20 protein-coding genes are annotated in these 23,190 nt (G+C 34.1%); 11 read left to right on the plus strand and 9 right to left on the minus strand.

The window, feature by feature from the left end:
- The first annotated feature begins 7 nt into the window (after positions 1-7).
- The 5 genes from CAP47_RS11680 to lipB all read left to right on the plus strand — a co-directional run bounded on the left by CAP47_RS11680 (position 8) and on the right by lipB (position 5,052).
- A complete protein-coding gene (locus CAP47_RS11680) occupies positions 8-1,804 on the plus strand; it encodes a tetratricopeptide repeat protein (protein WP_100776784.1) in 1,797 nt (598 codons plus the stop codon).
- A complete protein-coding gene (locus CAP47_RS11685; RefSeq protein WP_100776785.1) occupies positions 1,791-2,099 on the plus strand; it encodes a DUF4286 family protein in 309 nt (102 codons plus the stop codon). The genes CAP47_RS11680 and CAP47_RS11685 overlap by 14 nt, the downstream gene beginning before the upstream one ends.
- A 5-nt stretch (positions 2,100-2,104) precedes the next feature.
- A complete protein-coding gene (gene rsmA / locus CAP47_RS11690) occupies positions 2,105-2,905 on the plus strand; it encodes a 16S rRNA (adenine(1518)-N(6)/adenine(1519)-N(6))-dimethyltransferase RsmA (RefSeq protein WP_100776786.1) in 801 nt (266 codons plus the stop codon).
- The gene (mgtE, locus tag CAP47_RS11695) at positions 2,895-4,247 is read left to right on the plus strand and encodes a magnesium transporter (protein ID WP_100776787.1); all 1,353 of its coding nucleotides are present in this window, start codon (positions 2,895-2,897) and stop codon (positions 4,245-4,247) included. Before rsmA ends, mgtE begins: the two co-directional genes overlap by 11 nt.
- Positions 4,248-4,356: 109 nt before the next feature.
- Positions 4,357-5,052, plus strand: a complete 696-nt coding sequence (gene lipB / locus CAP47_RS11700) for a lipoyl(octanoyl) transferase LipB (RefSeq protein ID WP_100776833.1) — start codon at positions 4,357-4,359, stop codon at positions 5,050-5,052.
- An 18-nt stretch (positions 5,053-5,070) separates the two neighbouring features.
- On the opposite strand, the gene CAP47_RS11705 is transcribed toward lipB, so the two are convergent.
- Complete coding sequence (locus tag CAP47_RS11705; protein WP_100776788.1) at positions 5,071-7,518, minus strand: hypothetical protein; 2,448 nt, start codon at positions 7,516-7,518, stop codon at positions 5,071-5,073.
- 68 nt (positions 7,519-7,586) lie between these two features.
- The gene (locus CAP47_RS11710) at positions 7,587-8,186 is read right to left on the minus strand and encodes a ribonuclease HII (protein ID WP_100776789.1); all 600 of its coding nucleotides are present in this window, start codon (positions 8,184-8,186) and stop codon (positions 7,587-7,589) included.
- A 101-nt stretch (positions 8,187-8,287) separates the two neighbouring features.
- On the opposite strand from CAP47_RS11710, the gene CAP47_RS11715 reads away from it, so the two are divergent.
- Positions 8,288-10,252, plus strand: coding sequence for a putative porin (locus CAP47_RS11715; RefSeq protein ID WP_100776790.1), 1,965 nt, complete (start codon positions 8,288-8,290; stop codon positions 10,250-10,252).
- 103 nt (positions 10,253-10,355) lie between these two features.
- Positions 10,356-11,594, plus strand: a complete 1,239-nt coding sequence (locus CAP47_RS11720) for a glycosyltransferase (protein WP_100776791.1) — start codon at positions 10,356-10,358, stop codon at positions 11,592-11,594.
- 3 nt (positions 11,595-11,597) lie between these two features.
- Here the strand turns inward: CAP47_RS11720 and CAP47_RS11725 are convergent, their stop codons facing one another.
- The 5 genes from CAP47_RS11725 to CAP47_RS11745 form a co-directional block, all read right to left on the minus strand.
- Complete coding sequence (locus tag CAP47_RS11725; RefSeq protein ID WP_153043522.1) at positions 11,598-12,071, minus strand: DUF4199 domain-containing protein; 474 nt, start codon at positions 12,069-12,071, stop codon at positions 11,598-11,600.
- A gap of 11 nt (positions 12,072-12,082) precedes the next feature.
- A complete protein-coding gene (gene secA, locus CAP47_RS11730; RefSeq protein WP_100776793.1) occupies positions 12,083-15,445 on the minus strand; it encodes a preprotein translocase subunit SecA in 3,363 nt (1,120 codons plus the stop codon).
- An 88-nt stretch (positions 15,446-15,533) separates the two neighbouring features.
- On the minus strand, positions 15,534-15,755 hold the full coding sequence (locus tag CAP47_RS11735; protein ID WP_073193496.1) for a DUF2795 domain-containing protein: 222 nt from the start codon (positions 15,753-15,755) through the stop codon (positions 15,534-15,536).
- 156 nt (positions 15,756-15,911) lie between these two features.
- On the minus strand, positions 15,912-16,490 hold the full coding sequence (locus CAP47_RS11740) for a cob(I)yrinic acid a,c-diamide adenosyltransferase (protein ID WP_100776794.1): 579 nt from the start codon (positions 16,488-16,490) through the stop codon (positions 15,912-15,914).
- A 206-nt stretch (positions 16,491-16,696) separates the two neighbouring features.
- Positions 16,697-17,473 carry an O-methyltransferase gene (locus CAP47_RS11745; RefSeq protein ID WP_093244623.1) on the minus strand — a complete coding sequence of 259 codons (777 nt, stop codon included), beginning with the start codon at positions 17,471-17,473 and terminating at the stop codon, positions 16,697-16,699.
- A gap of 146 nt (positions 17,474-17,619) precedes the next feature.
- Between CAP47_RS11745 and CAP47_RS11750 the strand changes: the two genes are divergently transcribed.
- Complete coding sequence (locus CAP47_RS11750; protein WP_093244626.1) at positions 17,620-17,808, plus strand: hypothetical protein; 189 nt, start codon at positions 17,620-17,622, stop codon at positions 17,806-17,808.
- Between the two features lie 79 nt (positions 17,809-17,887).
- Here CAP47_RS11750 and CAP47_RS11755 read toward each other — a convergent pair whose 3' ends face one another.
- Complete coding sequence (locus CAP47_RS11755) at positions 17,888-19,759, minus strand: ABC-F family ATP-binding cassette domain-containing protein (RefSeq protein WP_234953135.1); 1,872 nt, start codon at positions 19,757-19,759, stop codon at positions 17,888-17,890.
- Positions 19,760-19,917: 158 nt separating this feature from the next.
- On the opposite strand from CAP47_RS11755, the gene CAP47_RS11760 reads away from it, so the two are divergent.
- The 3 genes from CAP47_RS11760 to arsB are packed head-to-tail and all read left to right on the plus strand — an operon-like array spanning position 19,918 to position 21,735.
- Positions 19,918-20,253 (plus strand): ArsR/SmtB family transcription factor, encoded by a 336-nt coding sequence (locus tag CAP47_RS11760; protein ID WP_093244629.1) that lies wholly within the window; start codon positions 19,918-19,920, stop codon positions 20,251-20,253.
- Between the two features lie 18 nt (positions 20,254-20,271).
- A complete protein-coding gene (locus CAP47_RS11765) occupies positions 20,272-20,715 on the plus strand; it encodes a DUF6428 family protein (protein WP_093244632.1) in 444 nt (147 codons plus the stop codon).
- Positions 20,716-20,724: 9 nt separating this feature from the next.
- Complete coding sequence (arsB, locus tag CAP47_RS11770; RefSeq protein ID WP_093244634.1) at positions 20,725-21,735, plus strand: ACR3 family arsenite efflux transporter; 1,011 nt, start codon at positions 20,725-20,727, stop codon at positions 21,733-21,735.
- Here arsB and CAP47_RS11775 read toward each other — a convergent pair whose 3' ends face one another.
- Positions 21,736-23,097, minus strand: coding sequence for a sigma-54-dependent transcriptional regulator (locus CAP47_RS11775; RefSeq protein WP_093244728.1), 1,362 nt, complete (start codon positions 23,095-23,097; stop codon positions 21,736-21,738).
- Between the last annotated feature and the right edge of the window lie 93 nt (positions 23,098-23,190).

Genomic DNA, 23,190 nt, shown 5'->3' on the forward strand with positions numbered 1-23,190 from the left:
TAGCGAGATGCAAAAATTCTTGATCATCATCTGTTTTTTAGCAATGGGTTTCACACAAGCTCAAAATAAAACTTTAGCTGAAAATTATGCTGAACAAGGTGAGTATGCAAAAGCTTTAATCATTTATAAAAATCTTTATCAGCAAAATCCAAATTCTCAGACACTTCTCATCGACTTAGTTGATACTTATAAAAATCTTGATAGCATCAACAAAGCTGAAGAAATGCTTATTAACTTCTTAAAAAGACCTGGCGATTATCCTAACATCGAAGTTGAATTAGGTTACTTATACCAGCAAGACCAACAATTAAAGAAAGCTGAAAGCCTTTATAATTCAGCTATCAGCAAAGTTGAAATCAGACCTGTTTACGCTTATGCAATCGGTAAAGCTTTTCAGAAGTATGGTTTACTTAGTTACGCGCAGCAAACTTATGAGAAAGCGCAAGAACTCAGGCCGAGTACTAACTTCTTGATCCAGCTAGCGCAGATTTACGGTGAGCAATCTAAATTTGATCAAATGTTTGAAATGTATGTTGATCTTATTGAAAAAAATGAGCGTTATTTCAAAATGCTTCACCAGATTTTTAATGAATTTATCACTGAAGATCCTCAAAATGAAGCCAATTTATCTCTTAAAAAAACACTTCTCAAACGCAATCAACAAGAGCCTAAGTTGATTTATAACGAAACTTTAAGTTGGTTATTTACGCAACAAAAAGATTACAAGATGGCTTTTATTCAAGAGAAAGCCATTTACGCAAGAAGTGAAGAAAAAAATGCAAAACGCCTTTATGATTTGGCGAAAATTATTTTTGAAGAAGAAGATTATCCTTTAGCTGAAAAAATATTTTTAGAAGTCCAAGACAAAACAAATTACCAAAGTCTGTTTTATGACTCAGCAGAACATTTGTTGTTGATTTTAGAAAAAAGAGAAGACATTAAAAACTTAGAAATTGAAGAAGCTTATCAAACTTTTTTTGACAATGAAAGCATTAATGAATACACTTTACCTATTTCATTAAACTGGGCAAAATTCAAAGCTTTTCAAAACAATAATAAAACCGCTGCGCTTGAACTTTTAGATGATGCGGCAGGTTCAAAAATCAGGAAAACACAACAAGCTGAGCTTAAAACTCTAAAAGCTGATATTTTACTTAAAGATGAGCAATTTAATCAAGCTTTATTGCTTTATGCACAAGTTGAGCGCTTAGTCCCAAACTCTGATTTATCACGTGAAGCAAAATTCAAAACTGCACAAGCCAGTTATTTTAAAGGAGATTTTAAATGGGCCTTGTCTCAACTTGATGTCCTTAAAAATTCTGTTTCTGAGTTGATCGCTAACAACGCAATGGAACTGGCTTTACACATTAAAGACAATTCATATCAAGATAGCACACAAACCGATTTAAAGAAAGTTGCAAAAGCCGATTTTTTGAAATTTCAAAATAAAAATACTGAGGCAATTCAGATTTTAGAACAAGTTTTAAAAGATTATAAAACAGAGGAAATTATCGATAAAACGCTTTATCGCTTAGCGCAAATACACAACGAAAATCAAGATTTAGAACAAGCCTCAACTTATTATCAAAAATTAATAGATGATCACCCTGAAAGTATTTTAGCGGATAATGCCAACTTTGAGCTTGGACTGATTTATATGAACAAATTAAATCAACCCAAAAAAGCACAAACTTATTTCGAATCTATCATCTTTAATTATTCAGATAGTATTTTCTTTGTAGCCGCAAGACGCTATTTTAGAGAATTAAGAGGAGACAAAATAAAAGAAGATGCTGATATATAATATGACAATGAATGTAGATGAAAGCATTCACTTAAAATGGAAGCAGTGGTTAGACGAGAGTTATATACCAAGTATGCTCAATACTAAAAAATTCTCAAAAGCCCTTATCACTCAAGTGATGGTGAATGAAGAAATGGGTGGAATCACTTATTCTATTCAATTTACAGCGCCTACAGAAAGTCATTTAGAAGCTTTTCAGGAAGTACACAAACCAAAAGTTGAATCAAAATTTCAACAATTTAAAGGCAAAGTTGTTTTCTTCAGCTCTGTTTTAAAAGTTGTTTCAGAACATTAATAATTATGCAGGTTAGAGCAAAAAAACATTTAGGACAACATTTTTTAAAAGATGAAAATATCGCCAAAAAAATTGCCGATACTTTGAGTCTTGATCACTGCGATACAATTATCGAAATTGGTCCAGGAATGGGCGTGCTAACGAAATATTTACTTGACAAACCTGCTAAACTTATCGCGATGGATATCGATAAAGAATCCATCGAATACCTCAACACAAGTTTTCGTGCACAATTCACTAAAAGCGAAACCCTCAAAAATTTTAAAGTGGTTGAAGCCGACTTTTTAAAAGAAGATGTGCTCAAAATTGTAGATCAACAACAATTTGCTGTGATCGGAAATTTCCCTTATAATATCTCAACGCAAATTGTTTTTAAAACACTTGAAAACAGAGCTTATGTTCCTGAATTTGCAGGTATGTTTCAGAAAGAGGTTGCCAAACGAATTTGCGCAGATCCTGGTAGTAAAGTTTATGGCATTACTTCCGTTTTAACACAAGCATTTTATAAAGCTGAATATCTTTTTACCGTTAAACCAGAAGTTTTCAATCCGCCTCCAAAAGTTGAAAGCGGTGTTTTAAGATTGACACGACGTGAGAATTTCAGTCTAGATTGTGATGAAAAACTATTTTTCAAAGTTGTTAAAACGGCCTTTAATCAACGCCGAAAAACAATTCGAAACAGTTTGAAAAGCCTGAATCTTTCAAAAGAACTCACAACTGATGAGATTTTCTCAAAAAGACCTGAACAACTCAGCGTTTCAGAATTTATAGTATTAACTCAAAAAATTGATGCCGATGCGGTTTAAAATCAGTAAGAATTTCATTGAGAAAATAGAACGATTAATTGAAGAAAAAAATGATCGTGAATTATTAACACATCTTGAAGAACTTCACCACGCTGATATTGCCGAAATTTTAGACGAGTTACAACTCGACGAAGCAACCTATATCATCAAACTATTAGACAGTGATAAAACTGCTGAAGTTTTGATGGAAATCACTGAAGACGATAGAGAGAAAATACTTCAAAACCTAGACGCACAAGAGATTGCAGACGAAGTTGAAGAAATGGATACCGATGATGCTGCCGATATTATCGGAGAACTCAGTATCGATTTAAGAAAAGAAGTTATTGGCAAAATGTCTGATCGCGAACATGCTGAAGACATTATCGAGCTTTTAAATTATCCTGAAGATTCCGCAGGTGGTTTAATGGCAAAAGAACTCATACGTGTTAATGAAAACTGGAGTGTTACAGGCTGCATGGAGGAAATGCGAGCTCAAGGCGAAAATGTCACACGTGTGCATTCCATTTATGTCGTAGATAATAAAGACAGACTTAAAGGCCGTTTATCACTTAAAGACTTGATTACCGCATCAAAAGATGCTCAGATTGTTGACATCTATATCACAAAAGTTGATTATGTGAATGTCCACACAAAAGGAGAAGAAGTGGCTAGAATAATGCAGAAGTATGACCTTGAAGCGATTCCTGTAGTTGATGAACTCAACAGATTAGTCGGTAGGATTACGATTGATGATATTGTTGATTTTATACGTGAAGAAGCCGATCGTGATTACCAAATGGCAGCTGGTATTTCTGATGATGTTGAAGCAGATGCAAGTATGCTCGACATGATTAAAGCGCGTTTGCCATGGTTAATCTTGGCGCTTTTAGGTGGTTTTGTAGCCGTACATGTTGCTGGAACTTTTGAAAGTGCCATGACAAAATTTGGTGTATTATTTTTCTTTACGCCTCTCATCGCAGCGATGGCTGGGAACGTTGGTGTGCAATCTTCAGCGATTATGGTGCAAGGTATTGCTAATAATACATTAAAAGGTTCTCTATTTAAAAGAGTTCTTAAAGAAATGGGATTAAGCATCTTAAATGGACTTGCATTAGCTCTCATTTTGCTAATTGGAACTCACTTTTTACTCGGACATCCCTACAGCATTGGTGTTACAGTTTCTGTATCGCTTATTTCTGTTATGATTATCGCTTCAATTATCGGGACTTTTGTACCCATTACTTTACATAAATACGGCATCGACCCTGCACTTGCAACAGGTCCATTTATCACAACGAGTAATGACATTTGTGGGATTTTAATCTATTTTACAATTGCCAAATTGATTTTAGGTTTTTAAATTCTTAATCCAAAAAAGCTTGATTTTTTCATAAAATATGATCAGCTATTGCGCTTTATGTCAATTCAATTAAAAGGCTTTTTTTACATTTGTTTCCACAAATAAAATGATGAATAAAAAGCTGCATTTACAAGAATTAGGCCTAAAGGATTATAAAGAAACTTGGGACTTACAAGAAGATTTATTCCAAGAAATCCTTGATACAAAAATTAAAAACAGACGTGAAGAAACTTCAATAAATACACAAAATCACTTTTTATTTGTTGAGCATCCGCACGTTTACACCTTAGGTAAAAATGGTGACATCAAAAATTTGTTGCTTTCTGAAGATCAGCTTAAAGAAAAAAATGCTAGTTTCTACCCGATCAATCGCGGTGGCGACATTACTTATCACGGTCCAGGACAAATTATTGGTTATCCTATTTTAGATCTCGAAAACTTTTTTACTGATATCCATCGTTATCTTAGAACTTTAGAAGAAGTCATTATTTTGACACTCAAAGACTATGGCTTAAAGCCAGAAAGAAGCGAAGGTGAAACTGGCGTTTGGCTTGATGTCGGCACTCCTTTTGCTAGAAAAATTTGTGCGATGGGCGTCAGAGCTTCTCGCTGGGTGACCATGCATGGTTTTGCACTCAATGTCAATACAGATTTAGGCTACTTTGATCATATCGTTCCTTGCGGCATTAAAGACAAAGCTGTGACTTCGTTACAGGTCGAACTTGGTCATAAGGTTAACGAAAATGAACTTAAAACCAAAATCAAAGCTAACTTTGAGAAGCTCTTTGAAGCTAAATTCATTTAAAAACTCTTTATTTTAAAATTAAAGTGATAATTGATAAACCAAAACAGAATTGTTATCTCCTTTGGTGAGAATTTCATAACGGCCAGGCTCAATTTCTAAAATCTGAATTTCTGAACTCCCAAAAACAGGAAAAGCATTGATCAGTTCAGCGTCTTCATTAAATAAATAAATTTTCTGGCTTTGTTCATCAACCACAGAAATGAAAAGTTGTTCATTAAATTGATGTAATTGAGGCGTTAAATATAAGCCATAATCTAGCTTCAGTTTTTTATCATTAATATGTAATGTATTTTCAGAAAGAACAACGTAATTACGATTATTAGCTGCAAAATGGTGACCATCATACCAATCTTCATCATTGAAATTCACTTTTCCTTCTTCTGAAACAGTCACTAATTGTCCTTCAGTATTCGTCCCTGCAAATTGATCATCATATCTGAAAAATTCGTTTTGTGAAGATTCAATCAATCTATCTTTTTTAACCCTAATATCACCAACGCGATTCAAAATATAAACATCACTTTCTGTTTGTACAAGAATGTAATCTTTATTGCTAATGCGTATATGTTTGGGTGGATTTATAATTTTGTCATCACTCGCGTGATATTTAAATCCTTTGACGTTTTTCCCTTCCTTATCATACATCATCATATTGTTGTTTTGCGTCACAACAAAGCGATATTTTCCATTGTTGGCATAATCGTAAATCTGCAAACCTTGTGTGATGATGTCATTAAAAGACAAAGGAAAATGGCCGACGTCCTTTCCGTTTTTATCTAAAATGTAAAGTTTATTTTGTGTCACAAAAGCCATTTGAATTCTGGTGTTTTTGTAAATATCAAGCCATTGAATATCACCAACAATTTTGCTATCCAATTGTTTAGTCCATATTTTTTGACCTTTTGAACTCACCAAATGCAATTGATAATCTTCATCCTGAACCGCGATATCACGCTGTCTTGTTCGCCAATTAATAAAATACGACGGCGATGTGATCAAGTCTTTTTCAAACTTGATTCTATTGACTTTCAGATTGGAAGAAGAACCATTTTCAGTAGAACCAAAACTGAAATTGACATGTGTAAAACCCTTGTCATTGGTCAATTGAGCCAAACCAAACTTAAAAGATTCAGTTTTTAACGTCTTCCAAGATTTTTGATAAGCATCAGTTGATTTACTAGACAAATGAGATTTGAGATTTTCGTTTAAAAAACCAATTTGAACACTGTATGAAGAACGTAAATCATCGGCTGTTTCTTTATAATATGAGGTTTTTGATAATATAGAATTATTCTTCAAGTTGACTAAAAGTGATTCTAATTGATCTAACTTTTCAGCAAAAACAAAATGTCCTTGATGATTAACAACATAGTTGGTTTTAAGCTTAGGCAATAAAGGAGAAAAATGCTGAAATCCATCAAAATTATCAAGTTGATAAATATTTTCCCCTCTAAACTCTTCAACTTGAGTTTCTGTTTGCAAAAACTCTTCTTCAAAGCCAAGCACATCATCAGGTTTAAAATCTATCAGGTAATAATTATCAATTTTAATGATACCAAATTCAGCAGGATATTCACCTATGCGATGCTTAATAATATCGTCTGTATAACCTAGCTGTCTTCTCTTTTGTTGTAAATTTTTAAAGCTTTTAACTGAAAAGTTTACAAAATAGCTTGCGTTTAAAGGGACAATTTCTGCAAAATTTGAATTTTCAGTTGTATTCCCTTCAAGGGTTTCAAACTTTGAATGTTTATTCTCTTGTGAAATAACAACGCCGCTAGACCAAATCTTTTGAGTTTCAAGATCTGTATCTAAAACCATCCATTTCCCATAATTTTCATAATCGAAATCCAGCGATTGAAAATGAGATTTACCCAATAAGTCAACATGATCAAGACTCACATAAATACTTAAATCTCGAGAACGACTTGCCTTTTTAGCTTTAAAAAAAGCTGAACCAAGGTCTAAATTGTTTTTAGAATTTCGAATAATATTTTCAAGCGTTAATTTTGAAGTACTGATCACTTGGTGACCTGATAATTCTGATAAATAAAAATCCTTCTGATCAATTTGAACTTTTTGAATAGCTATACCATCATAAGTTTCAGAAGATTTTTGTTCAATGACACCAGCTTTAAAAAATTCAGAAGTCGTGTTAACAATAAATGTAAAAGCAAAATCTTTTGTACCAATGGCAGAAATACTTAACAAACCAGATAACTTTGAATCGACAGATTGAAGTAAATCGAATTTATCTTTGAGGTCAACAATAAGTTTTGACTTCATATTTGAAGCCAAAAATTCATTCTGGTTTAAGTTTTCATTCAAATCTTCTAGCGATTGAATATCAAAAACCAAAATACTTTTAAGCGGCAATAAATGATAGGAATCCGATGAAGTTGACTGTGAAGAATCTTGACAAGAAGCAACAATTAGAACAAGAAATAGAATAAATATTTTCTTCATAGCATAGACACCTTTACGATGGACAAAGTTAACAAACTCAAGATTTATAAAGATAATAAAATGAATTTTTAAAATTCCATTTTTAATTGCTCAGGTAATAATTTAAAACTCTGCCTGTGATACTTTGTGGAACCGTATTCAAGAATTGCTTTTCTGTGAGCTTGTGTTGGATAACCTTTGTTTTTATGCCAATCATAAACTGGAAACTCTTCTGAAATTTTCTGCATAAAATCATCTCTAGCCGTTTTAGCTAAAACTGAAGCCGCAGCAATATTCATGTATTTTGCATCTCCTTTAACGACGCATTGATGTTTTAAATCTTTATAAGGTTTAAATTTATTTCCATCAACAGCAATAAACTCAGGTTGTGGTTTTAATTTTTCAACAGCTTTGTGCATTGCCAAAATTGACGCATTCAGAATGTTAATTTTATCTATTTCATCCATCATCACATGTGCGACAGCGTAAGCAACAGCTTCTCTCTGAATAATTTCTCGCAAAATCAATCTTTTTTTCTCATTTAATTGTTTAGAATCATTGAGTAAATCATTTTTAAAATTGACTGGCAAAATCACAGCTGCCGCCGTTACTGGACCAGATAAACAACCTCTGCCTGCTTCATCTGTGCCGCATTCTATTAACTGATTTTGAAATTGTAATTTTAGCATCTCACAAATGTAAACATTTCAAAAAGTATTGATTGTCTTTAAGTTATTTTTAGAAACGGCTTTCATGAAAAAATGATACTTTTGCGCTTGTAAATAGAAAGATGAGATTAGTCCTTATAACGTTTTTATTCCTTTTTGCATTAAGCGCATCTGCACAACGCAAGCTTACTGGTACTAGTTTGCCAGATACGAGACTTGGTGGTAAAAATAATAACGAAGAAGATAACAAAAAGAAAACCAAGGAAGTAGAAACTGAAGTGGAAAGCTATAAAATCATTTCTATTGAAAACGATACAACTTATGTTGATACAAGCTTAACAATTCAAAAAGCCTATAAATACAATTATTTAAGACGTGATGATTTTGGCCTATTAGCTTTTCAGAATATCGGACAAACTTTCAATCGTCTTACTTACGATTTTGATGACCTATCAAACTCACCAAAATTTGGAGCAAGCGCCAGACATTTCAATTTTATGGAAGCCAAAGACATTAATTATTATCGTGTGCCAACGCCTTTTACTGAACTTTACTTTAAAACAGTTTTCGAACAAGGTCAAAATGTTGATGCTTTTTTCACAACTAACATTAAACCAAATGTTAATTTATCCATAGCTTACAAAGGTTTGCGCTCTTTAGGAAATTACCAGAATTCCCTCACGAGCACAGGTAATTTACGTATGACTTTAAATTACAACACAAAAAATGAGCGCTATTATGCCAAAACGCATTTTGTTGCTCAAGATTTGATGAACCAAGAAAACGGCGGTTTAACCGCTGAAGGTGAACGTCTCTATATTGAAGAAATTCCAGAATATGATGAGCGTTCATCAGTTGCTGTACAATATCAAAATGCAGAAAATCAATTAGATGGGAAGCGCTTTTATCTTGATCATTTTTACAAATTAAAAGCAGGAGATTCTTTAAGTCGATACGAGATAAGAATTAATCATCGCCTTAATTTTTCTGATAAAGAATACCGTTTCCAACAGAAACAAGCCACTGATATTTATGGTGAAACTTATGAAAATAAAGATCTCTACAACGAAGTTGAATACCAATATATTAAAAACCAAGTTGGCGCCAGCTACTTTCAGCCAGATTTAGGGACTTTAGAAGGTTTTATTGAGCATACTGATTATAATTATGGCTATCAATCTGTGGTTTTAAAAGACAATGAAATCATCCCAAACAGAATTAAAGAAGATGTTGTTGGTATTGGTGGAAAATATCAAAATGAAATTGCTGGGATTAAGCTTAAAGCTCAAGCTGTTTACAACCTTAGCGATACCTTTGAAGGTTACGATTTAAAAGCTAATGCAGCTTACAAAATCGATTCTCTAAACAGCGTACAAGCCGGAATTAAATTAAATTCTGCTAGACCAAACTTCAATACTTTACTATTTCAAAACGATTATAAAAATTACAATTGGCATAATCCTGATTTTTCTAATGTTGAAACACAGAGCCTTTCAGCATCGATTAATAGCGCGAAATTCGGAGATTATAAAGCAAGTTTAACGCAAATTAATAACTACACATATTTTGGTTTAATCGATAATCCAGATACTTCTTCTTCTGTTGATTCATTAGTAAAACCAATGCAAAGCGGTAAAGAAGTGCGTTACTTTAAGTTGCAAGCTTCTAAAGATTTTGAGCTTGGCAAGTTTGCATTGGCCAACGATGTGATTTACCAAAATGTTTTATCTGGCGAAAGTGCTTTTCATGTACCAGAATTCGTGACGAGACAATCAATCTATTATAAAGATTATTGGTTCCAAAAAGCTTTATACCTACAAACTGGTTTTACTTTTAATTATTTCACTGATTTTAAATCAGATGGATATGATCCCATTTTAGCTGAATTTTTTGTTACGAATCAAGATTTTAAAAGTTTTTACACACTTGATTTCTTTTTTAATGCTAAAGTGAGAACTGCGCGACTGTATTTTAAATTAGAAAACTTCACAACATTATTGGAAGGCAATAACAACTTTGCTGCACCTCGACATCCATACCGTGATTTTGCGATACGCTTTGGAATCGTCTGGAATTTCTTTATGTAAAATTTCATTAAAACCATCCTTTTATTTGAAGCTTACAAGCTTTTAACCGTACTTTTGAAAATTGAGTTGATCTCAGCTTTTCTTCACATTTAAAATAAAGTATATGACAGGGAAAAAGTTGTTAATTATCGGTTTTGTTTGGCCTGAACCAAACTCTTCAGCTGCAGGAAGTCGGATGATGCAGTTGATTCGTCTTTTTTTGTCTAAAAAATTTGAAATTATTTATGCTTCTCCCGCTAAAGATTCTGTACACGCTGAAGACTTATCGGATTATAAAATTCAAACAAAACAGATTTCAGCTAACAACTCTGAGTTTGATGATTATATAAAACAACTCAATCCTAGTCATGTTCTCTTTGATCGTTTTATGATGGGGGAGCAGTTCGGTTGGCGAATCGCTGAAAATTGCCCAGATGCTATTCGGATTTTAGACACACAAGATTTACATTTTTTCAGAAAAGCACGTCAACGCGCTTATGAGCAAAAACAAAATTTCGTCAAATCTTCATTGTTAACAGATGAAGCCAAAAGAGAAATTGCATCGATGTACAGATCAGATTTAAGTTTGATTATTTCTCAAGCTGAAATGCAACTTCTTATCAAGCATTTCAAAATAGACAAAAAACTCCTCCTCTATCTTCCTTTTCTGGTTGATCAGAAATTGATACAAAAAGAAAATCTTCCTGCTTTTGAAGAGCGTCAAGATTTTGTGAGTATCGGTAACTTTTTACATCCGCCTAATTTTGACAAAACAAAATTCTTAAAAGAAGAAATCTGGCCATTAATCAAGGAGAAATTACCAGAAGCAAGACTCTTTATTTACGGCGCTTATACATCACAAAAAGTTGAACAACTCCATCAACCTAAAGATGATTTTTACATTATGGGACGCGCTGCGGATGCTGTTGATGTGATCAAAGAATCACGCGTTTTACTTGCTCCATTACGCTTTGGTGCTGGTTTAAAAGGAAAATTTATTGATGGGATGCGCGCAGGAACGCCAGCAATCACGACAATTATTGGTGCAGAAGGTATTTGCGGAGACTTGCCATGGTGTGGCGAAATAGCGAATGAACCTCAACTGATTGCGGAACAAGCTGTCAAACTTTATACAAATAAAAAAAGATGGACTTTGGCCCAAAAAAACGGATTCCAGATTCTTGAAAAACGTTTTAAAGCAAGCACTTTTAAAAGTATCTTTTTTAAACGTTTAAACAAGCTTGAGAAAGAGCTTAGTCAAAACAGGCAAGAGAATTTTGTTGGACAAATGCTGATGCACCACAGCCATCAAAGCACAAAATATATGTCTAGATGGATAGAAGAGAAAAATAAGAAGAAGTAAAGTTTACTTCTTCTTAAAGAATAATGCAAGTATTGCTGACCAAAACACGCCTGTTGCTAAATTCCCAAACATGGCTTGCTTTGATAATGAATTCATATTATATAGACTTTTTGCGGAATCTTCTTTCATGCCTTTGCCGACACCTTGTTCAATTGCAGTTGTTACAAAATCTGGCGAAACGAATTCCGTTAATGCATAAACAATCACAGGTGATAAAGCTGCGATAAGAACAGAAAGAACAACACCTGAGAAAAAAGCTTTACGCCATTCGATATTGCCATCAAAAAACTTTTCGCTTTTTTCTCTCATATTAAAATAAGTGACAGCTATTTGAGGAATAACCATGATCATGCTGTAAACCGCATAACGAGAAGCACCACTTGAGTGCCACCCAAAGGCTTTCTCTGCATATAACCAAAGAAAATTGAGCAATGTATAAAACATTGCCCATTTGAATTCTATTCTAAAATTTTTCAATTTTATAAATTTTAATGGTTTTTTAAAACCCACTCACCACGCGAAAGCAATGGTTCTGCTTGTTTGTATTTAACTGTTTTTTCTTCGCCATTAACAACATTCTTGATCGTTACCCTTTCATTTCTTCCTATCTTAGGTTGATCACGCGTAATCGTTTCAGTCACAGGTTGACGCTGACTTGCTTGCTCGCCAGCTTGTCTGTTTTGTGACGCCTGCTGATTCAGGTTCTGAACATCATCTTTTTGTGTTTTTAGCTTTTGTTTTGGCTTTTGCTCTTTAGCTTCCTGAATGTTCTCTTCTGGATTTCCTTGCGGAATTTCTCCTTTAAATAAGAAGCTTATCACTTCCTTGTTGACATCTTCGATCATCATTTTAAAAAGCTCTAAAGCTTCAAACTTGTAAATGAGAAGTGGATCTTTTTGCTCGTGAACAGCCAATTGTACACTTTGTTTCAGCTCATCCATTTTACGCAAATGGTTTTTCCAAGCTTCATCAATAATCGCTAAACTGATATTTTTCTCAAAATCTTTAATCAGTTCTTTTCCTTCTGTTTCATAAGATTTTTCAAGGTTTGTGACAACTTGAAGTGTTTTCTGACCATCGGTAAATGGCACAGCTATACGCTCAAACTTCTGACCTTCATTTTCATGAACTTGCTTGATCACAGGGAAAGCTTCTTCTGCATTACGCGACATTTTATCTTGGTAATGAGCGTAAGCTTCTTTGTATATTTTAGCAATTAACTTTTGAGTCGACTCTTTTTCAAATTCTTTTTCTGTAATTGAAGAACTTAAAGAGAAGAATCTGATTAATTCAAACTCAAAATTATTAAAGTCATTTTGCATTTTGTTTGAATTCACAATCGCTTCAGTGGTGTCGTAAATCATGTTTGCAACATCAATTCTTAGACGATCACCAAACAATGCATTGTAACGACGCTTGTAAATCACTTCACGTTGCGCGTTCATAACATCATCATATTCTAGCAAACGCTTACGAATACCGAAGTTATTTTCTTCAACTTTACGTTGAGCACGCTCAATAGATTTTGAAATCATTGAATGCTGAATCACCTCGCCTTCTTCTAAGCCCATTCTATCCATCAATTTGGCAATACGTTCACTACCAAATTTACGCATAAGACTATCTTCAAGAGAAACGTAAAACTGTGAACTTCCTGGATCACCTTGACGACCAGCACGACCTCTCAACTGCCTGTCAACACGACGAGAATCGTGACGTTCAGTACCAATAATTGCTAAACCGCCTGCATCTTTAACTTCTTTAGAAAGTTTAATATCGGTACCACGACCAGCCATGTTTGTTGCAATTGTGACAACACCACTGTTACCAGCTTCAGCAACAACATCAGCTTCTCTTTTATGTAATTTCGCATTCAGGACATTGTGTTTCACATTTCTGATTTTCAGCATTCGGCTGAGTAATTCAGAAATTTCAACTGATGTTGTCCCGATCAAAACAGGTCTCCCTTGCTCTGATAAGTTAACAACCTCTTCAATGATTGCGTTATATTTTTCCCTTATTGTTTTATAAACTTTGTCTTGTCTGTCGTCACGAGCGATAGGTCTATTTGTTGGAATCTCAACAACATCTAACTCATAAATTTCCCAGAATTCACCAGCTTCAGTCACAGCAGTACCCGTCATACCAGAAAGTTTGTTGTACATTCTGAAGTAATTCTGAAGTGTAACTGTTGCAAAAGTTTGTGTTGCATCTTCAATTTTGACATTTTCTTTTGCCTCAATTGCCTGGTGCAAACCATCAGAGTAACGACGGCCATCCATGATACGACCTGTTTGCTCATCGACAATTTTAACTTTATTGTCCATGACAACGTATTCTGTATCTTTTTCAAATAAAGTGTAGGCTTTTAAAAGCTGATTCATCGTGTGAATACGCTCACTTTTAATACTGAAATCGCGGTAGAGTTCTTCTTTCTTTTCGGCTTCTTCTTCTTTAGAAAGGCCTTCGCTTTCAATTTTTGCGATTTCCATTCCTATTTCTGGCATCACAAAGAAGTTATCATCATCTCCGCCAGATAGGTAATCGATTCCTTTATCTGTTAAGTCAATTTGATTTGACTTTTCTTCAATCGTGAAATATAAATCTGCATCAACTTTATGCATCTCACGATTATTATCTTGCATATAATGATTTTCAGTTTTCTGAAGAAGTTGCTTTACACCTTCTTCACTCAAAAACTTAATCAGTGCTTTATTTTTCGGTAAACCTCTGAATACACGGAGTAACAAAAATCCGCCTTCTTTAGTTTCACCAGCTTTGATTAATTTTTTAGCATCAGCTAAGACTTTAATCAAATGTTGGCGTTGCGCTTCAACAATTTTAGCAACTGGAGGTTTTAAATTATCAAATTCGTGAACATCACCTTTTGGCACAGGTCCAGAAATAATTAAAGGTGTTCTTGCTTCATCGACTAAAACGGAGTCGACCTCATCGACAATCGCAAAGTTGTGCGGACGCTGAACCAAATCATCTGGCGAGTGACTCATGTTGTCACGTAAATAATCAAAACCAAATTCGTTATTTGTTCCGTAAGCGATATCTGCATTATAAGCCTGACGACGCTCTTCAGAGTTTGGTCTGTAATAATCAATACAAGCGACACTTAAGCCATGAAATTCGAAAATTGGTGCCATCCATGCGCTATCACGTTTCGCCAAATAATCGTTGACTGTGACAAGGTGAACGCCATTTCCGGTTAAAGCATTCAGATACATCGGTAATGTTGCCACTAAAGTTTTACCTTCACCCGTTTGCATCTCTGCAATTTTACCTTGGTGCATCGCAATACCACCGATGAGCTGTACATCGTAATGAACCATATCCCAGGTTACCGCTTTACCAGCAGCATCCCAAGAGTTGCTCCACATCGCATCATCTCCATCTAAAGTGATATAATCTTTTTGAGCAGATAATGCTCTATCGAATTCAGAAGCAGTGACTTTTAAAGTTTCGTTATCACAAAATCTTTTTGCAGTTTCTTTGACAGTCGCAAAAGCTTCAGGTAGAATTTCATTTAAAATCTCTTCAGAAATTTTATAAGCCTCATCTTTCAGTTGATCAATTTGACTAAAAAAGCTTTCTTTATCATCGATATCTTCTTCAGCTTCAGCCTGCTTTTTCAGCTCATCTTGCCTGGCAGTATTTTCAGCTAAAGCTTCTTTTATTTTCCCTTTAAATTCAATTGTTTTTCCTCTCAGCTCATCTAAAGTCAGCGCTTCATATTCTTTTTCGAGGGATTTAATTTTGTTGACGATAGGCGTGATGCTTTTCAGATCTTTTTTCGTCTTATCACCAACAAATATTTTTAATACAGAGTCTAATACACCCATAACTTGTTTAAAAAATTAATAATTCAAAGGTAGTGAAAAAAAAAAGTCCCTTTAGGAGACTTTTAGTGCTTTTATATGAAAAATACTGTTAATATTCATCTTCATTCCACAGGTAATCTTCGTCTGTGGGATAATCAGGCCATATTTCTTCGATTGAGTCGTAAGTATCACCTTCATCTTCGATTGATTGAAGATTTTCTACAACCTCCAAAGGTGCGCCAGTTCTGATAGCGTAATCAATCAATTCATCTTTGGTTGCTGGCCAAGGCGCGTCACTCAAGTACGATGCTAATTCTAATGTCCAATACATCTTTTAAGTCGTTTTAAATTTTTGCAAATGTAATTTTTTTATTGTAACAAGCAAACATTTTACTCTTTATTTCTTCTTTGATTATCAGTAAATTAGAGTTGATGCTTTAACTTCAAAAAAGTACTAAATAACAAAGCTTAACTTGTTATCTCTTTTTTAGGAATCCAGTTTTTCAGGAATCCATTGTGTCTCTTCGACGTTAAGATCGTCTGCTGTTTTTCGTGAAACCACAAAAATATAATCTGACAAACGGTTGAGATACTGTAAAACCTCTTCATCAAAAGCTTCAATCTCATGCAAAGCTGCTGCATTTCGCTCAGCACGACGACAAACACATCGCGCAATATGACTTTGAGAAACGGCTTTGTGACCGCCTGGCAATACAAAATGCGTCATTGGTGGCAAAGTTTCATTCATTTCATCAATGCGTTTTTCAAGATATTCAATATCCTTTGCAGTGATGCGCGGAATATTCAAGCGATCTTTTCCGCTTTTAAATTTTGCTTTTTTAGGATCGGTTGCCAAGATTGCGCCTAAGGTAAAAAGCTTATCTTGGATTAGCTCAATATCTTTTTTAATCTGCGCATTCACTTCACAATCACGCAACATGCCTAAGTTGGCATTCAGCTCATCTACGGTACCGTAACTTTCTATTCTGATATGATGTTTTGGAACACGCGAGCCGCCAAAAAGAGCTGTTGTTCCTTTATCACCAGTTTTTGTATAAATTTTCATGATTCTTTTTCTTTGCGTTTTTCAGAAATGTTTTCTCTAAAATTTCGTTTTGACCTGCGATCACGTTTGCTTTTATTTCTCTTGTTATTCAAAATAACCAAAAGAAATAAAACAGCTAAAATAATAATGACAATAACGAATTGCATTGTCGGTGAAAAATCCTCTAACATTTCAAGATAATTTTTGCTCTAAAATACAAAAAATGCTCAGACTCTTATTGTAAAATGTTCTTTTGCTTGTTCTTTTCTAAAAAAAACAAAACCCCACTGAAAAGTATCTATGCTAACTGTCACTTCCTTTGATTGACAAATTTCATCCCAAGCTTTTTCCATGCCTTTTGACCAATGGATATCGTCAAAAATAAAAACAGAATCGTTGTGCTTATGCTTTAAAAGCTGGTTGAAATAGCTGATAGTTGCTTCATAATTATGATGACCATCAATGAAAATTAAATCAAATTTTTGTTCGCCAGAAAGTTCATTGATATAAGATTGAAAATCTGCATTCACGGATTTTATTTTATCTTGACAATCCATTTTTTTAAATAGTTGTTTTGCCCTATTTAGTGTGTTTGGACAAGCTTCAAGTGTGGTTAATTGAAGATTGTTTTCTAAACTTATTGCTAAACTTCCTAAACCTAAAGATGTGCCTAATTCAAGCGCTGTTTTGGAATTTAAATAATAGACAAAACGATTTAATAATCTGGCTCTTTTATAAGAAGCACCTACTCTGGCAGCAACTTTTTTGACTTGACGTTTGCTTGACTTAAAAACCTTTGAGCCAGCACCAAAATCTTCAACTTCAATAAAAGATTTATCATTTAAAAGTGATTTTTTAGCTTGCTTCCAGAGTTGATAAGCTTTGCGTTTTTTTTTATGATAAAAACATTTCGTGATCAACTGATATACAAATGGCGAATGTATGCCATGTTGATTCTTGGAACATCGAATGAATTTTAAATAAGCTTTGGCCTGATGAATCATTAATCAAGAGTTTGAATTAGGAAAACTATTAAAATTTGTTATTTTTATCATTCATCAAAGATAAATTAAAATAAAACTCGAAAACTGACATTGGTCATTTTATAATGCGAACTTGGGTCTTATTTTTGTCTTGTAATTCAAAAGCTATGATACCTAACTTATTAACTTTATTCGTGAATTGGAGCAATGGTGCTTTTATAATGACAGTCGTTTTTGGACTTGTCATCATCGGACTTGTTGCAGCTGTTTTAATTTTTATTAATAATAGCATTAAAAAAGAACAACGCGAAAAAGAATTACAAGAAAAAGAAGAAAGCAATTCGCTTAACGCATAATGTGTAGTTCGCATTATATTTCATGATAATAGGATTTTTTTTAGCACCAACTTTTAGTAGAGAGTTGGTGCTTTTTGTTTTAACTCTCAGACTTCATTGACAGCTCAAACCATTTTTCGGTTTTTTCTTCAATGTCTGATTCAATTTTCTGTAAATCGATTGATAATTCTTTGATTTTTTCTGGATTGAGATCTTCTAGGAATTTAGCTTCAAGCTTAGCTTTTTGACTTTCCAGTTTTTTGATATCACTTTCTAATCGCTTGTATTGTTTTTGTTCCTGATAAGTTAAAGTGACTTCAGTGGTTTTTGGTTTTTCTTGAACTTTCTTTTCAGCTTTTGGCTTTGCATAAGCTTCTTCTTGTTCAAGTTTTTTATAAGCACGATAATCAGAATAATTCCCTGGAAAATCAGAAATATCTTCATTTTCAAAAACAAAAAGGTGATCCACAATCTTGTCCATAAAGTAACGGTCGTGAGACACAACGATCAAACAACCTGGGAAATCGAGCAAGAATTGTTCAAGAACATTAAGTGTAATAATATCTAAATCATTGGTTGGCTCATCGAGAATTAAAAAATTCGGATTCTGAATTAAAACCGTACATAAATAAAGACGTTTACGTTCACCTCCACTTAACTTCTCAACAAAATCATATTGCTTTTTACGATCAAAAAGAAAACGTTCTAAAAGTTGTTGAGCAGAAATTTTTTGTCCTTTCTTGAGCGGAATATAATCACCGAATTCACGGATAACATCAATTACTTTTTGCTCTGGCTTGATCTTGATGCCGCCTTGTGTGTAATAACCAATTTTGATGGTTTCGCCAATGATAACTTTCCCTGAATCTGGCTCTTCCTGACCCGTCAAGATGTTTAGAAAAGTTGATTTTCCAGTTCCATTTTTACCAATAATACCGATGCGTTCTTGGCGCTTAAAAACATATTCAAAATTTGAAAAGAGCTCTTTTTCGCCATAAGCTTTTGAAATTTTGTGAAGTTCAATCACTTTTGAGCCAAGACGTTCCATATTAATTTCGAGACTGACTTTGTGTTCTTTGCGACGGTTAGTTGCACGTTCCTTGATATCATCAAAATTTTCTATTCGTGATTTTGATTTGGTCGTTCTCGCTTTTGGCTGACGACGCATCCAGTCAAGTTCAGATTTATAAAGTTGCTTTGCTTTTGCTAAGTTCGTCGCTTCAGTTTCCATACGATTAGCGCGATGCTCCACGTAATAAGCGTAATTTCCTTTATAAGAGTAGAGTTTTTGATCGTCCAATTCAATAATATGATTACAAACACGATCAAGGAAATAACGGTCGTGAGTCACCATAAAAAGCGTCAGGTTTTCTGATTTTAAATAATCTTCTAACCACTCAATCATCTCCAAATCCAGGTGGTTAGTTGGCTCATCAAGAATTAACAAATCTGGCCTATCCAGAATCAAATTTGTTAAAGCCAATCTTTTACGTTGGCCTCCAGATAAATCACTGACTTTTTGAGAAAGATCATCAAGTTTTAATTTGCTTAAAATTTGCTTGTAAGTCGTTTCAAAATCCCAAGCTTGCAAAGCCTCCATTTGGTCAAAAGCTTTTTGATAAACTTCAGTATCTTCAGGGTTATTTAATGCTTTTTCATAACGGTTAATCACTTGTAAAGTCTCGTTATCAGCAGCAAAAATACTTTCTTCAACTGTTAGCTGAGGATCTAAATTTGGTTCTTGAGGTAAGTAACCTACTTTAACATCATTTCTTTTAACAACCTGACCAGCATCGGGTTGATCAGCTCCTGCTATAATTTCTAAAAGGGAGGTTTTACCAGTTCCATTTTTAGCAATTAAAGCCATTTTCTGACCTTGATTAATTCCAAAAGATAAATTCTCAAACAAAACCAATGTTCCGTATGATTTATCAATATTTTCTACTGAAAGTAAAGCAGCACTTGTTTCCACAGCTCGATTTATTTTTGCACGAAAATACTTTAATTTAACCGAATACAGCACTTTTATGACTTCAGTTCAAATGAGATAAAGAAATTTTTTATAAAAATTAAAAGAATCAAATTGTCATTTTATTTATTCATCGTAATATTGCAATATATAATTTAATGATGGGAATTACCAAGAAAGATTTATTTACAAAACATCAAAATGAGTTTGCGCAAATTGCCAAAGTTTTTGGACATCCAGCGCGTTTGGCAATTATTGAATATTTATTAGAAACCAAAACTTGTATTTGTGGCGATTTGGTTGAAGAACTTGGCCTAGCACAAGCAACAATCAGTCAACATTTACGCGAGTTAAAAAAAACTGGCATTATACAAGGCACAATTGAAGGCACATCGGTTTGCTATTGCATCGAACCAAAAAAATGGGAAGAAACCAAGAATTTATTTATCGCCTTATTTGATAAATATCCTTCAACTGCAGAGAAAAATTGCTGTTAAAAACAAAAATATAGAAAGATGACATTATCAGAAGTTAAACAGAATTTAGAAAAAATAGATCAACTTATTTTTAAACGTCCTGACGGGAAAATTGTTCCTGAACATTTTCATGTCACTGAAATAGGAGAAATCAATAGAAAATTTATCGATTGTGGTGGCACTTTAAGAGATGAAAAACATGTGAATTTCCAATTATGGAGCGCTGAGGATGTTGAGCATCGCTTGCAACCCAAAAAACTGAGAAACATTATCAAGCTTGCCAAACGCCAATTGAGCATCGATGATACTTTAGAAGTCAAGGTTGAGTACCAAGGTGACACGATTGGAATCTACAGTCTTGAGTTTGATGGAGAATTTTTTCATTTAAAATCAACTTTAACTGACTGTTTAGCAAAAGACAAATGCGGCATTCCTGAACTTCAACCTGAAAATGCATGTGATCCAAATTCTGGTTGCTGCTAAATTTATTTTATGGGAAAGTTTGAAAAATATTTAAGCCTTTGGGTTTTAGCTTGCATTGCGATTGGGATTTTTTTAGGCTATTTAGCAGGTGATTCTATTGCCTTTTTGAGTGATCTAGAAGTTGCAAAGGTTAATTTGCCTGTTGCGATTTTGGTTTGGATGATGATTTACCCAATGATGGTTCAAATTGATTTTTCCTCACTTAAAAATGTGACCAAAAATGCAAAAGGTATAGGCTTAACCTTGGTTGTGAATTGGCTGATTAAGCCTTTTAGCATGGCTTTCTTTGCATGGTTATTTTTAGATCAAATCTTTCAAGCTTTTCTCTCGCCAACTGAAGCTTCTGAATACATTGCAGGAGCCATTATACTTGGAGCTGCGCCATGTACCGCAATGGTTTTTGTGTGGTCGTATTTAACCAAAGGTGACGCCAATTATACTTTAGTTCAAGTTTCGCTCAACGACTTAATTTTAGTGGTGGCTTTTATACCAATTGTTAAGTTTTTGCTTGGTGTTACTGATGTAGAAATTCCTTATGATACTTTGTTGTACTCGGTCTTTATTTTTGTAGTTATTCCGCTTTTATCTGGTTATTTATCAAATAAATTATTGATTCAGAAATATGGAAAAGAATGGTTTGAGAAAAGGTTTTTACCAAAGCTAAAACCAGTTTCAATTCTGGCACTTCTCACAACATTAATTTTACTTTTTGCTTTTCAAGGAGAAAGAATTATCGCAAAACCATTCCATATTTTACTGATTGCAGTTCCGCTGACGCTTCAGACTTATTTTATCTTTTTCTTGGCTTGGTTTGCAGGTCGCTTTATGAAGTTAAAACATCAGATTTGTGCACCCTCTGCTTTAATTGGTGCGAGCAACTTTTTTGAACTTGCTGTAGCTGTGGCTATTTCATTATTTGGGCTTAATTCGGGCGCTTCTTTAGCCACGGTTGTCGGCATCTTAATTGAAGTTCCGGTGATGCTATCGCTAGTATGGTTAGCCAACAAATGGCGTTATTAATCACAACTTAATATCGTATTGTTTTAATTTATTGTAAAGCGTTGATCTATCGATATCCAGTGCTTTGGCAACTTTAGATTTGTTGTAGCGTTGTTTTTCTAGCTCTTCTAAAATCAGCTGTTTCTCTTGATGCTCCTTTGCATCTTTGAGGTTGACTTTTGGCTGTTCTTTTTCCAAAATAGCTTGTGGTAGATGCGCTTCAAGAATTTCACCATCTTGTGCTAAAAGAACTGCACGCTTCATTAAGTTTTTGAGTTCACGTAAATTTCCTGGCCAATCGTAATAAGACAATCTTTCTATGAGTTTAATAGAAATTCGAGGAATAGCTTTGTTTAATTCTTGACTTGCAATTTTGATAAAGAACTTAACAAATTCTTCGAAATCTTCAGGTCGATTTCTCAAAGATGGTGTTGTGAGTTCAAATTCATTAAGGCGGTGATATAAATCTAATCGAAAAATATTATCATCTATCGCGGATTGAAGCATTTCGTTGGTTGCTGCAATAACACGCACATCAATCTTGATGTCTTTAGTATCACCAACTCGTCTGATGCTTTGTTCTTGTAAAACTCTTAAAAGTTTCACTTGTGTTTCGTAGGCTAAGTTTCCGATTTCATCTAGAAACAAAGTTCCTCCATTTGCATATTCAAACTGACCAACTTTATCATGCGTTGCGCCTGTAAAAGCACCCTTCACATGACCAAACAATTCACTTGAAGCGATATTTTCTGGTAAAGCACCACAATCGACGGCAACAAACTTTTTATTGGCGCGCTCAGAATGATCGTGAATATATTGTGCAACATATTCTTTACCAGTTCCGCTTTCACCCGTAATAAGAACAGACATTGTTGTTGGCGCGACTTGTTTTGCAAATTGCCATAATTGAATCGCTTTCGCATTGACACCTTTAATCAAAGAAGTTTCATCAGCTGATTGCTGCGTCTGCTCTTTTTCTTTCTGTGTGTTTTCTTTTTTAAAATTTGATTGCGACTCTTTTTCTTTATTCTCCAAAGCTTTTTGAATCACAATTTTAAATTCGTCAGGGATAATCGGTTTCGAAATAAACTCAAAAGCGCCAAGTTTAATAGACTTTACAGCCGTACGAATGTCTGAGTAGTTTGTGATAAGAATAACAGGAACTTCAGGATGGTTTTTTTTAAGATTTTCAATAACGGTTAACCCATCAGAGTTTGGTAATTTATAATCAGTGATCACGAGATCAAAAGTTGTTTGATCAATTAATTTCAATGCCGATTCAGCATTGGTTTCTGTTGAAACTTCATAATTAAAACGCTTTAAGTAGTTGCTTAATGTTTTGATAAAAAAAGCATCATCATCAATGAGGAGAATATGTTTCACAAACAGGATTTTAGACAAATTTAAACAAAGTGATGAATTAAGACACACAAAACTTCGTTAACAAAAAAAGGGACTGTCACAAGTGACAGCCCC

It is taken from the genome of Psychroflexus sp. S27 (genome assembly GCF_002810405.1).
Lineage (GTDB): Bacteria > Bacteroidota > Bacteroidia > Flavobacteriales > Flavobacteriaceae > Psychroflexus > Psychroflexus halocasei_A.

Coding starts and splice junctions, on each gene's coding strand:
- CAP47_RS11680 (WP_100776784.1), top strand. CDS start 8: ATGCAAAAATTCTTGATCATCATCTGTTTTTTAGCAATGGGTTTCACA.
- CAP47_RS11685 (WP_100776785.1), top strand. CDS start 1,791: ATGCTGATATATAATATGACAATGAATGTAGATGAAAGCATTCACTTA.
- rsmA (WP_100776786.1), top strand. CDS start 2,105: ATGCAGGTTAGAGCAAAAAAACATTTAGGACAACATTTTTTAAAAGAT.
- mgtE (WP_100776787.1), top strand. CDS start 2,895: ATGCGGTTTAAAATCAGTAAGAATTTCATTGAGAAAATAGAACGATTA.
- lipB (WP_100776833.1), top strand. CDS start 4,357: ATGAATAAAAAGCTGCATTTACAAGAATTAGGCCTAAAGGATTATAAA.
- CAP47_RS11705 (WP_100776788.1), bottom strand. CDS start 7,518: ATGAAGAAAATATTTATTCTATTTCTTGTTCTAATTGTTGCTTCTTGT.
- CAP47_RS11710 (WP_100776789.1), bottom strand. CDS start 8,186: ATGCTAAAATTACAATTTCAAAATCAGTTAATAGAATGCGGCACAGAT.
- CAP47_RS11715 (WP_100776790.1), top strand. CDS start 8,288: ATGAGATTAGTCCTTATAACGTTTTTATTCCTTTTTGCATTAAGCGCA.
- CAP47_RS11720 (WP_100776791.1), top strand. CDS start 10,356: ATGACAGGGAAAAAGTTGTTAATTATCGGTTTTGTTTGGCCTGAACCA.
- secA (WP_100776793.1), bottom strand. CDS start 15,445: ATGGGTGTATTAGACTCTGTATTAAAAATATTTGTTGGTGATAAGACG.
- CAP47_RS11735 (WP_073193496.1), bottom strand. CDS start 15,755: ATGTATTGGACATTAGAATTAGCATCGTACTTGAGTGACGCGCCTTGG.
- CAP47_RS11740 (WP_100776794.1), bottom strand. CDS start 16,490: ATGAAAATTTATACAAAAACTGGTGATAAAGGAACAACAGCTCTTTTT.
- CAP47_RS11745 (WP_093244623.1), bottom strand. CDS start 17,473: ATGATTCATCAGGCCAAAGCTTATTTAAAATTCATTCGATGTTCCAAG.
- CAP47_RS11750 (WP_093244626.1), top strand. CDS start 17,620: ATGATACCTAACTTATTAACTTTATTCGTGAATTGGAGCAATGGTGCT.
- CAP47_RS11760 (WP_093244629.1), top strand. CDS start 19,918: ATGGGAATTACCAAGAAAGATTTATTTACAAAACATCAAAATGAGTTT.
- CAP47_RS11765 (WP_093244632.1), top strand. CDS start 20,272: ATGACATTATCAGAAGTTAAACAGAATTTAGAAAAAATAGATCAACTT.
- arsB (WP_093244634.1), top strand. CDS start 20,725: ATGGGAAAGTTTGAAAAATATTTAAGCCTTTGGGTTTTAGCTTGCATT.